Source organism: Mycobacterium sp. 141, from assembly GCF_000382405.1.
Classification (GTDB): Bacteria; Actinomycetota; Actinomycetes; order Mycobacteriales; family Mycobacteriaceae; genus Mycobacterium.
This window is the reverse complement of the sequence record NZ_KB908269.1, coordinates 45563-57586: the sequence shown is the minus strand read 5'-3', so window position 1 is coordinate 57586 and position 12024 is coordinate 45563. Positions and strand designations below refer to the sequence as shown.

6 protein-coding genes are annotated in these 12024 nt (G+C 66.8%); all 6 read left to right on the top strand.

The annotated features are described in order from the left end of the window. Positions 1 to 122: 122 nt before the first annotated feature. The 6 genes from H276_RS0117570 (at position 123) to H276_RS0117545 (ending at position 11885) form a co-directional block, all read left to right on the top strand. Positions 123 to 1025, top strand: a complete 903-nt coding sequence (locus H276_RS0117570; RefSeq protein WP_019972605.1) for an alpha/beta hydrolase-fold protein — start codon at positions 123 to 125, stop codon at positions 1023 to 1025. A 55-nt stretch (positions 1026 to 1080) separates the two neighbouring features. Beyond that, positions 1081 to 1551, top strand: a complete 471-nt coding sequence (locus H276_RS0117565; protein WP_019972604.1) for a hypothetical protein — start codon at positions 1081 to 1083, stop codon at positions 1549 to 1551. Between the two features lie 9 nt (positions 1552 to 1560). Continuing rightward, a complete protein-coding gene (locus tag H276_RS0117560; protein ID WP_019972603.1) occupies positions 1561 to 2571 on the top strand; it encodes a cutinase family protein in 1011 nt (336 codons plus the stop codon). A 215-nt stretch (positions 2572 to 2786) separates the two neighbouring features. Continuing rightward, complete coding sequence (gene fadD32 / locus H276_RS0117555; protein WP_019972602.1) at positions 2787 to 4679, top strand: long-chain-fatty-acid--AMP ligase FadD32; 1893 nt, start codon at positions 2787 to 2789, stop codon at positions 4677 to 4679. 148 nt (positions 4680 to 4827) lie between these two features. Further along, on the top strand, positions 4828 to 10311 hold the full coding sequence (pks13, locus tag H276_RS0117550) for a polyketide synthase Pks13 (RefSeq protein ID WP_026357129.1): 5484 nt from the start codon (positions 4828 to 4830) through the stop codon (positions 10309 to 10311). Continuing rightward, positions 10308 to 11885: an acyl-CoA carboxylase subunit beta gene (locus tag H276_RS0117545; protein ID WP_019972600.1), complete on the top strand. Its 1578-nt coding sequence runs from the start codon at positions 10308 to 10310 to the stop codon at positions 11883 to 11885. Before pks13 ends, H276_RS0117545 begins: the two co-directional genes overlap by 4 nt. Positions 11886 to 12024 lie beyond the last annotated feature (139 nt).

The window sequence follows — 12024 nt, the reverse complement described above, 5'->3', positions numbered from 1 at the left end:
GTGGTTCACTACAACGGGTCTGTGCTCCTCGCGTGCGCGGGCGGCGTTAGGTGTGCGGGGGCACTTCTCAGCGATGGGGTCCGACGGCTCCCGGGGTTCACCGGCAGCAGGAGGGGTTTGAGATGCGACGTGCGTTGATTGCCATGCGGGCGGTGCTGCTGACCGCGGTCCTGGCGGCCGGGCTGTGGACTTCGTCGGTCCTCACCGGAGCTTCGGCCCGCGCCGACGGTGTCGAGTACCTGATGGTGCCCTCGGCCGCGATGGGCCGCGATATCCCGGTGGCGTTCCAGGGCGGTGGACCGCATGCGGTGTTCCTGCTCGACGCCTTCAACGCGGCCCCCGACGTGAGCAACTGGGTCAACGCCGGGCACGCGATGAGCACGCTGGCAGGCCGCGGCATCTCGGTGGCCGCCCCGGCCGGTGGGGCGTGGAGTCTCTATACCAACTGGGAGCAGGACGGCAGCAAACAGTGGGAAACCTTCCTCAGCGAGGAGCTACCGAACTGGCTGGCCGCCAACAAGGGGCTGGACCCGGGCGGGCACGGCATCGTGGGTGCCGCGCAGGGCGGTACCGCGGCAGTGACGCTGGCCGCATTCCACCCGGACCGGTTCCGCTTCGCCGGCTCGCTGTCGGGCTTCCTGACGCCGTCGGCCACCACCATGAACGGCGCCATCACCGCCGGGTTGGCGCAGTACGGCGGCGTCGACAGCTACGGCATGTGGGGTGCACCGCAGCTGGGCCGGTGGAAGTGGCACGACCCGGACGTGCACGTGCAGCTCCTGGCCGATGCCAACACCCGGCTGTGGGTATACACGCCCGACACGATGACCTGCAGCGATCCCCCCGCGATGATCGGTGTCTGCGATCAAGCCCAGGGCAGCAACCGGGCGTTCTACTCGCACTACCGTTCGGTCGGCGGCGGCAACGGCCACTTCGACTTCCAGGGCGGCGGCCAGCATGACTGGGGCAGTTGGGCTCCGCAGTTGGCCCAGATGTCGGGCGAGCTGGTGGCCACCATCAAGTAACCGTGGCGAATTCGGCTGTCCCGGGGCACTTTTTGACAGCCGGTACCGTGGAGCCGTGCAACGCTCGGTACGGTCGGCCACCCTGGTTCTCGCGGCGTCCGCGGCGTTGTTGCTGTCCGGCTGCGGCATGGGCAGTGACGTGATGGAGCCGCTCGCCATGCCGACATCGCAAATCAACGATGCGCACCCCCAGTCGGGTGCCCCCTCGTCGACGCCGAGTTCTCCGGTCCTCAACGCCCAGCAGCGGTCGTATCTCGATGCGCTGGCCGCTGCCGGGGTGAAGCCGTCGAGCGATCTTCAAGCCCTGACCATCGGGTCCTATGTCTGTCAGGCTCGGGCCGCGAAGCAGAATGATCAGGCGGTGTGGGATCTTGTGCTACCCCTGGTGCGCAGTGATGTGCACGCCGAACACGCGGTGGACGACACAGTGCCGGCCTGGGACGACTCGGCCGGGGACGTGTCGGCCGGTGAAGTCACCACCGCGGCCACCGACTACATCCGCATCGCAACCGAACAACTCTGCTAGCAGGGAGACATGGCAAAAAATTCTCGACGCAAGCGGCATCGCATCCTGGCGCTGATCGCTGCCGGCGCGATGGCACTCGTCGTGGTGCTTGTGGTGGCGATCGTGGTGATCGTGATGCGGCGGCCGGAGACCCCGTCTGGTCCGCCCAGCGCCCAGCCGTCCCCCGGCGTGCAGGTGCCCCCGACGGCGCGCAAGCCGCGTCCCGCGTTCCAGAGCGCGGACTGCCCGGACGTCTTCGTCCTTTCGATCCCCGGCACCTGGGAGTCCTCGGTGCAGCTGGACCCGACCAACCCGGTGCAGTTCCCGATGGCGTTGCTGCTCAACGTGACCAATCCGCTGCGGGACCAGTTCGACAACTCACGGATAGAGACCTACACCGTTCCCTACACCGCGCAGTTCCACAATCCGTTTTCCGCCGACAACCAGATGTCCTACAACGACAGTCGGGCCGAAGGCACGCGGGCCGCGGTCAAGGCGCTGACGGACATGAACGACCGTTGCCCGTTGACCAGTTACGTGATCATGGGTTTCTCCCAGGGCGCGGTGATCGGCGGGGACATCGCCAGCGACATCGGCAACGGTCGCGGCCCGGTCGACGAGGATCTCGTGCTCGGCGTGACCTTGATCGCCGACGGACGTCGTCAGATGGGTGTGGGTAACGACGTGGGCCCCAACCCCGTCGGGCAGGGTGCCGAGGTCACGCTGCACGAGGTTCCGACGCTGTCGGCCCTCGGGTTGACGATGACCGGAGCCCGCCCAGGGGGCTTCGGTGCCCTCAACGACCGCACCAATGAGATCTGCGGCACCGGTGACCTGATCTGCTCCGCTCCGGAGGAGGCGTTCTCGATCGTCAATCTGCCGGCCACGTTGTCGACGCTGTCCGGTAGCACCGCGGGTCCGGTGCACGCCCTCTACAACACTCCGCAGTTCTGGGTTCTCAATGGTCAGACGGCCACCCAGTGGACGCTGGCGTGGGCGCAGAACCTCATCGAGAACGCGCCGCATCCCGCACACGGATAACAGTTCGGCCACGCGCGCGCCGGATTTGGTTGGGACCGCTGGACTCCCTTAATGTTAAGAGAAAAGTAAGGGCTTCATATATGTGTGGCGAGTCCGATCGCGCGTACCATCTTCGGGGTTTGGGTACGCGCGGTCGGTTGACTGGCTGAGGCGCACCGTGAATGACGTGCGACAACAGGCTTCACGATGAGTGCGGCTCCGACGGGAGAAGAGATATGCCGTTCCACAATCCGTTCATCAAGGACGGACAGATCAAGTTTCCTGACGGCGCCAGCATCGTTGAACACGTCGAGCGCTGGGCCAAGGTGCGTGGCGACAGGCTCGCTTACCGGTTCCTCGACTTCTCCACCGAACGCGAGGGCGTCGCCCGCGACCTGACGTGGGCGCAGTTCAGTGCTCGCAACAAGGCCGTCGCCGCCCGGCTGCAGCAGGTCACCCAGCCGGGAGACCGGGTCGCGATCCTGTGCCCGCAAAATCTCGACTACCTTGTCGCGTTCTTCGGCGCCCTCTACGCGGGCCGCATCGCGGTGCCGCTGTTCGATCCGTCCGAGCCGGGCCACGTGGGCCGGTTGCATGCGGTGCTCGACAACTGCCACCCGTCGGCGATCCTGACCACCACCGCCGCCGCCGAGGGCGTCCGCAAGTTCTTCCGCAGCCGGCCCGCCAACCAGCGGCCGCGCGTGATCGCCGTCGACGCGGTCCCGGATGACGTCGCCGCCACCTGGGTCAAGCCGGATCAGCCCGACGAGACCACCATCGCGTACCTGCAGTACACCTCCGGGTCGACCCGTATCCCCACCGGTGTGCAGATCACCCACCTGAACATGGCCACCAATATCGTGCAGGTGGTCGACGCGCTGGAAGGCGAGGAGGGCGACCGCGGCCTGTCCTGGTTGCCGTTCTTCCACGACATGGGTCTGGTCACCGGGTTGATCGCACCGATGATCGGCCACTACTTCACCTTCATGACCCCGGCAGCGTTCGTTCGCCGTCCCGAGCGCTGGATCCGGGAGATGGCCCGCAAGCCCGACGACACCGGTGGGGTGATCTCGGTCGCGCCGAACTTCGCGTTCGACCATGCCGCGGCCCGCGGTGTGCCCAGAGAGGGCTCGGCGCCGCTGGACATGTCCAACGTCAAGGCCGTGCTGAACGGCAGCGAACCGATCTCTGCGGCGACCGTGCGCCGGTTCAACGAGGCGTTCGGCCCGTACGGATTCCCGGCCAAAGCCATCAAACCGTCCTACGGACTGGCCGAGGCAACGCTGATGGTGTCGACTACCCCTGCCGCCGAAGAGCCCAAGATCATCACCGTCGACCGTGACGAACTCAACAACGGCCGGATCGTCGAGGTGTCCGAGGATTCCCCGAAGGCCGTCGCACAAGCCTCCGCAGGCCAGGTCGGCATCTCCGAATGGGCCGTCATCGTCGACGCCGAAAGCGCCACCGAACTGCCTGACGGTCAGATCGGCGAGATCTGGATCAGTGGCCAGAACATGGGCACCGGCTACTGGGGCAAGCCGGAGGAGAGCCGCGAGGTATTCCAGAACATCCTCAAGTCACGGACCAGCCCCTCGCACGCCCAAGGCGCGGCCGACGACGCCACCTGGGTGCGCACGGGCGACTACGGCGCCTTCTACGACGGTGACCTCTACATCACCGGCCGCGTCAAGGATCTGGTCATCATCGACGGCCGCAACCACTACCCGCAGGATTTGGAGTACTCGGCGCAGGAGGCCAGCAAGGCTGTGCGCACCGGGTATGTGGCGGCCTTCTCGGTGCCGGCCAACCAGCTGCCCGACGAGGTCTTCGAGAACGTCCACGCCGGGCTGCACCGTGACGCCGACGACACCTCTGAACAGCTCGTGATCGTGGCCGAGCGGGCGCCGGGCGCACACAAGCTCGAGGTCGGCCCGATCTCCGACGACATCCGTGCCGCCATCGCGGTGCGGCACGGCGTCACCGTCCGCGACGTGTTACTGACCGCCGCGGGAGCCATCCCGCGCACGTCGAGCGGCAAGATCGGCCGCCGCGCGTGCCGGGCCGCCTATCTGGACGGCACCCTGCGCAGCGGCAAGATCGCCAATGCCTTCCCCGACGAGACCGACTGATGAGCGCTTGCGCGAAGAAGAGATGGCACTGATGAGCGCTTGCGCGAAGAAGAGATGGCACTGATCTGCGTTAGACGCGTCGCCGACTCCCGCGGCCGGTCTGAGACAACAGTGAGCTGAACCCCGCACGCGAGGAGGACAACCCGCGATGGATGAAACACAGAACGACTCGAATCTTCCAGCCGACACTGGGTCTGCCGGCCGATCGACGTCGCGCCCCGACATGACGGTCGCGGAGATGCGTGAGTGGCTGCGTAAGGCGGTGGCCACCGCCACGGCACAGTCGCCCGATGCCATCGACGAGACCACCCCGCTGATCGAACTTGGCCTGTCTTCGCGGGACGCGGTGGCGATGGCCAGCGACATCGAGGATCTCACCGGTGTGACGCTGACGGCCACGGTGCTGTTCCGGCACCCGACCATCGAGTCGTTGGCCACCGTGATCATCGAGGGTGAGCCCGAACCCGAGAACACCGGTGACGAGGACTGGTCACGGGATGTGGACGAGGACAGGTTCAACATTGCCATCGTCGGCGTGGCAACCCGCTTCCCGGGAGACCTGAACACCCCCGACGAGATGTGGACCGCGCTGCTCGAGGGCCGCGACGCCATCACTGATCTACCCGAGGGCCGGTGGGAGGAGTTTCTCGACGAGCCGCGCATCGCCGAGCGAGTCGCCAAGGCCCGCACCCGCGGCGGCTACCTCAAGGACATCAAGGGCTTCGACTCCGAGTTCTTCGCGTTGTCGAAGATGGAAGCCGACAACATCGATCCGCAGCAGCGCATGGCGCTCGAACTGACGTGGGAAGCCTTGGAGCACGCCCGGATTCCGGCGTCGAGCCTGCGCGGGGCCAGCGTCGGGGTGTACATCGGCAGCTCGACCAACGACTACAGCTTCCTGGCGATGAGCGACCCGTCCGTCGCGCACCCGTACGCGATCACCGGAACCGCGAGTTCGATCATCGCCAACCGGGTTTCGTACTTCTACGATTTCCGCGGCCCGTCGGTCGCGGTGGACACTGCATGCTCCAGCTCGCTGGTGGCCGCACACCACGGCGTGCAGGCGTTGCGCTCCGGCGAGGCCGACGTCGCGGTGGTGGGTGGCGTGAACGCGCTGATCACCCCGCTGGTGACGGTCGGTTTCGACGAGGTCGGCGGCGTGCTGGCGGCTGACGGACGCATCAAGTCGTTCTCGTCGGATGCCGACGGCTACGCCCGTGCCGAGGGCGGCGGCATGCTGGTGCTCAAACGGGTATCCGATGCGCGCCGCGACGGCGACCACATCCTGGCGGTCATCGCAGGTAGTGCGATCAACCATGACGGCCGGTCCAACGGTCTGCTCGCGCCCAACCCCGACGCGCAGGAAGCCGTGTTGCGCAAGGCTTACCAGGATGCGGGAATCGACCCGCGGACCGTCGACTACATCGAGGCGCACGGCACCGGCACCATCCTGGGCGACCCGATCGAGGCCGACGCGCTCGGCCGGGTGGTCGGCCGCGGTCGTGACGCCGACAAACCAGCCCTGCTGGGTGCGGTGAAATCCAATGTGGGACACCTGGAGTCGGCCGCTGGCGCAGCCAGCCTGGCGAAGATGACGCTGTCGCTGGCCAACGACAAGCTGCCACCGTCGATCAACTATGCGGGGCCCAACCCCTACATCGACTTCGACAAGGAACATCTCAAGGTCAACGACACCCTCTCGGAGTGGCCGCGCTACAGCGGGCACGCCGTCACCGGTGTGTCGGGCTTCGGGTTCGGTGGCGCCAACGCGCACCTCGTGCTGCGTGAGGTACTGCCAAGCGATCTGACCGAGCCCGAGCCGGAACCCGAAGCCGTCGAGGACAAGTCGGCTTCCGACGATGCCAACGCGGTCTATGTCGGTGGCGTGCGGATGGACGAGTACGGCGAGTTCGTGCACGATGAGCCGCTTGCGCGAAGAGCAACAGACAGCGATGAGCCGCTTGCGCGAAGAGCAACAGACAGCGATGAGCCGGAAGCGGACGAGTATCCGGCCTACGACGAGTCGACGCATGAACCCCCCGACCTGACCGACGAGGCCAAGCGCCTGCTCGAGGTGGCCCGCGAGGAACTGGCCGCCGCTGAAGCCGCCGAGCCCACCAAGAAGCTTGTCCCGCTGGCGGTTTCGGCATTCCTGACGTCACGCAAGAAGGCCGCCGCGGCCGAGCTGGCGGACTGGATCGATAGCGCTGAGGGCCGGGCGTCGTCGCTCGAGTCCATCGGGCGTTCGCTGTCGCGACGCAACCACGGCCGCTCCCGCGCGGTCGTGCTGGCTCACGATCACGACGAGGCCGTCAAGGGCCTGCGTGCGTTGGCCGAGGGTAAGCAGCATCCCAGCGTGATCACCGCCGACGGGCCGGTCACCAACGGGCCGGTGTGGGTGCTGGCCGGATTCGGTGCGCAGCACCGCAAGATGGGCAAGAGCCTGTACCTGCGCGACGAGATCTTCGCCGAATGGATCAACAAGGTCGACGCCTATGTGCAGGACGAGCTGGGCTACTCGATCGTCGAGTTGATCCTCGACGACTCGAAGGACTACGGCATCGAGACCACCCAGACCGTGATCTTTGCGATCCAGGTCGCGCTCGGTGAGCTGCTCAAGGCGCACGGCGCCAAACCCGGTGCGGTCGTGGGCCAGTCGCTCGGCGAGGCCGCCGCGGCCTACTTCGCCGGCGGCCTGTCGCTGGCCGACGCGACCCGCACGATCTGCTCGCGCGCGCACCTGATGGGTGAAGGCGAGGCGATGTTGTTCGGCGAATACATCCGGCTCATGGCGCTCGTGGAGTACTCGGCCGACGAGATCAAGACCGTCTTCAGCGATTTCCCCGATCTTGAGGTGTGCGTCTTCGCCGCGCCGACCCAGACCGTCATCGGCGGCCCGCCCGAGCAGGTCGACGAGATCATCGCGCGCGCCGAATCGGAGGGCAAGTTCGCCCGTAAGTTCCAGACCAAGGGCGCCAGCCACACCCAGCAGATGGACCCGCTGCTCGGTGAGCTTGCCGCGGAAATTCAAGGGATCCAGGCTCATCCACTGACCACGGGCTACTTCTCGACCGTGCACGAGGGCAAGTTCATCCGCTCCGGAAGCGAGCCCATCCACGACGTCGAGTATTGGAAGAAGGGGCTGCGGCACAGCGTCTACTTCACCCAGGGGATCCGCAACGCGATCGACAACGGGCACACCACGTTCCTGGAGCTCGCTCCGAATCCGGTGGCGCTCATGCAGGTTGGGCTCACGACGGCGTCCGCGGGGCTGCACGATGCGCAGCTGGTCCCGACGCTGGCCCGTAAACAGGACGAGGTCGCCTCGATGACCACGGCCATGGCACACCTGTATGTGCACGGCCACGATCTGGACCTGCGCACGCTGTTCCCGCGCAAATCCAGTGGCTTGGCCGGGGCGCTCGATTTCGCCAACATCCCCCCGACCCGGTTCAAGCGCAAGCAGCACTGGCTCGACGTGCACTTCACCGGTGACAGCTCGACGGTCATGCCGGGTAACCACGTCGCGACCCCGGACGGCAGGCATGTCTGGGAGTTTGTGTCGAAGGGTGCGAGCGACCTGGCGGCCCTGGTGAAAGCCGCTGCCGCACAGGTTCTTCCGGATGCCAAGCTGACCGCGTCTGAGCAGCGCGCGGTACCCGCCGAGGGATCGCGACTGGTCACGACGCTGACCCGGCACCCCGGCGGCGCCTCGGTGCAGGTGCACGCGCGTATGGATTACGGGGCCGAGTCTTCCTTCACCCTGGTCTACGACGCGATCGTGACCCGAGGTGGTGCGGCGACCACGCTGCCGACCGCCGTGGGCGCCGGTGTTGCCGCGCCAGTGATCGGCCAGGCAGTGGTCGAGGACGACGCTGAGCCCGATGTCGCCGCCGGAGCGGCTCCGGAGATCCTGCAGGACAACCTGACCCAGGGCGCCAATCTCGGTGCGGGCTTTGCCAAGTGGTCACCGGACTCGGGCGAGACCGTCGCACAGCGACTGGGCACCATCGTCGGTGGCGCCATGGGCTACGAGCCCGAGGACCTGCCGTGGGAGGTGCCGCTGATCGAGCTGGGTCTCGACTCGCTCATGGCGGTGCGGATCAAGAACCGCGTCGAGTACGACTTCGACCTGCCGCCGATCCAGTTGACCGCGGTGCGTGACGCCAACCTCTACAACGTCGAGGAACTGATCAAGTACGCGATCGAGCACCGCGACGAGGTCGATCAGCTCGCCGAGTCCCAGAAGGGCAAGACCGCCGAGGAGATCGCCGCCGAGCAGGCCGAGCTGCTGGGCGGGGCGTCGAGTGTTGCCGAGGTCGAGGCCAAGCTCGCTGAGGCGAGCGGAGCGACGGGGAATAGTCCGGCGGCGAGCGGAGCGACGGGGAATAGTCCTGAGGCGGCTATCCCGGCACCGCCCACCGATCCGAGCGGGCCGGCAGTGCCGCCGCCGCCGCCGCCGACCGATCCTGCGGGCCCGGGCCCTGCCAAGGCCACCGCGGCTGCGGCAGCAGCCAAGGTGCTCACCCAGGAGGCGGTGACCGAGGCACTCGGTGCTGACGTGCCGCCGCGTGACGCCGCGGAACGCGTCACGTTCGCGACGTGGGCGATCGTCACCGGCAAGTCACCCGGCGGCATCTTCAACGAGTTGCCCGCGGTCGATGATGCGACCGCGACCAAGTTGGCCGAGAGGCTGTCCGAACGCGCCGAGGGCACCATCACCGTCGACGCCGTCAAGTCGGCCACGACCATCGAGGACTTGGCCACGATCGTCCGTGACCAGCTTGAGGAAGGTGTGGTCGACGGGTTCGTCCGCACGCTACGGGCTCCTGTAGAAGGTTCCGCACGCGTCCCGCTCTTCGTGTTCCACCCGGCCGGCGGATCCACCGTCGTCTACGAGCCGTTGCTGAAGCGGCTGCCCGCCGACACCCCGATCTACGGGTTCGAGCGGGTCGAGGGTTCCATCGAGGAGCGCGCGGCCGAGTACGTGCCCAAGCTGTTGGAGATGCACAAGGGTCCGTTCGTGCTGGCGGGCTGGTCGCTCGGCGGTGCCCTGGCCTACGCGTGCGCCATCGGGCTCAAGCAGGCCGGTGCCGATGTGCGCTACGTCGGGCTGATCGACCTCGCGCTTCCGGGGGAGCCGATCGACCAGAGCAAAGAAGGGATGCGGGCCCGGTGGGACCGCTACGCACGGTTCGCCGAGCGCACCTTCAACGTGGAGGTTCCCGAGATCCCCTACGAGGAGCTCGAGAAGCTCGACGACGAGGGCCAGGTGAAGTTCGTTCTGGAGGTCGTCGCGCAGAGCGGCGTGCAGATCCCGGGCGGGATCATCGAGCACCAGCGCACGTCATACCTGGACAACCGCGCTCTGGACACCATCGAGATCCAGCCGTACGACGGGCACGTCACGCTGTACCTGGCCGATCGCTACCACGATGACGCGATCGTCTTCGAGCCCGCGTATGCGACGCGTAAGCCCGACGGCGGCTGGGGTGAATTCGCCAAGGACCTCGAGGTGGTGCCCATCGGGGGCGAGCACATCCAGGCCATTGACGAGCCGTACATTGCCAAAGTGGGTGCGCACATGAGCGAGGCGCTCAACCGTATCGAAGCTGAGAGCGAGAGCAAGTGACGACTGAACCGTCCCCCGCCCATTCGCCGAGAACCACCGCTGAGCTGCTGGCCGACCTCCGCGAAAAGCTCGAGGTCGCCAAGGAACCCGGCGGTGAGAAGGCCCTCGCCAAGCGCGCGAAGAAGGGCATCCCCAGTGCCCGCGCGCGGATCCACGCGCTGCTCGACCCCGGCAGCTTCCTGGAGATCGGCGCGCTGTGCAAAACCCCGGGTGACCCGAACGCACTGTTCGGCGACGGTGTGGTCACCGGCCACGGCACCATCAACGGCCGCCCGGTCGGCGTGTTCAGCCACGACCAGACGGTGTTCCAGGGCACGGTCGGTGAGATGTTCGGCCGCAAGGTGGCCCGGCTGATGGAATGGGTGGCCATGGTCGGCTGCCCGATGATCGGCATCAACGACTCCGGCGGCGCGCGCATCCAGGACGCGGTGACCTCGCTGGCCTGGTACGCCGAACTCGGCCGCCGCCACGAGCTGCTGCGCGGCATGGTGCCCGAGATCTCCATCATCCTCGGCAAATGCGCAGGCGGCGCAGTGTATTCACCGATCCAGACCGACCTCGTGGTCGCGGTGCGCGACCAGGGCTACATGTTCGTCACGGGACCGGACGTCATCAAGGACGTCACGGGTGAGGACGTGACCCTCGATGAGCTCGGCGGCGCGGACGCGCAGGCCCGCTACGGCAACATTCACCAGGTGGTGGAGGACGAGGCCGCGGCGTTCCAGTATGTGCGTGACTACCTGAGCTTCTTGCCTCCCAACACCTTTGACGATCCGCCGATCGTCAACCCGGGCCTGGAGCCCGAAATCACGCCGCACGACCTCGAGCTGGATTCCATCGTGCCGGACGCCGACAACATGGCCTACGACATGCACGAGATCCTGTTGCGGATCTTCGACGACGGCGACGTGTTCGACGTGGCCGCACAGCGCGGGCAGTCGCTGATCACCGCGTTCGCGCGGGTCGACGGGCACCCGGTGGGCGTGATCGCCAATCAGCCGATGCACATGTCCGGTTCGATCGACAACGAGGCGTCGGACAAAGCCGCCGGTTTCGTCCGGTTCTGCGACTCCTACAACCTGCCTTTGGTTTTCGTGGTCGACACCCCGGGCTTCCTACCGGGTGTCGAGCAGGAGAAGGGCGGCATCATCAAGCGCGGCGGGCGGTTCCTCAACGCCGTCGTGGAGGCCGACGTGCCAAAGGTGACCATCACGATCCGCAAGTCCTACGGCGGCGCGTATGCGGTGATGGGCTCCAAGCAGCTCTCGGCCGACCTGAACTTCGCGTGGCCCACCGCACGCATCGCAGTGATCGGCGCTGAGGGTGCGGCGCAGTTGCTGGTGAAGCGCTTCCCGGATCCGAATGCGCCCGAGGTGCGTAAGATCCGCGACGAATTCATCAAGGGCTACAACGAGAACATGGCCACGCCGTGGATCGCCGCCGAGCGCGGGTTCATCGACGCGGTGATCCAGCCGCACGAGACCCGGCTGCTGCTGCGCAAGTCACTGCATCTGTTGCGCGACAAGCAGAATCACGAACGCATCCAGCGTAAGCACGGCCTGACCCCGATTTAGCGCGAGCAGACACTGCGGTCCCCGACGCGCCGCCGTTCGGGTACCGCGGTGCCTGCTCGGCAGGGGTTGGGCGTGGTTAGCACCGCCGCGACGTTCGACGGTCGGACCCGGTACTTCACGGAGTTGAAGTGAAGGTTGA

Coding starts and splice junctions, on each gene's coding strand:
- pks13 (WP_026357129.1), top strand. CDS start 4,828: ATGGATGAAACACAGAACGACTCGAATCTTCCAGCCGACACTGGGTCT.
- H276_RS0117570 (WP_019972605.1), top strand. CDS start 123: ATGCGACGTGCGTTGATTGCCATGCGGGCGGTGCTGCTGACCGCGGTC.
- H276_RS0117560 (WP_019972603.1), top strand. CDS start 1,561: ATGGCAAAAAATTCTCGACGCAAGCGGCATCGCATCCTGGCGCTGATC.
- fadD32 (WP_019972602.1), top strand. CDS start 2,787: ATGCCGTTCCACAATCCGTTCATCAAGGACGGACAGATCAAGTTTCCT.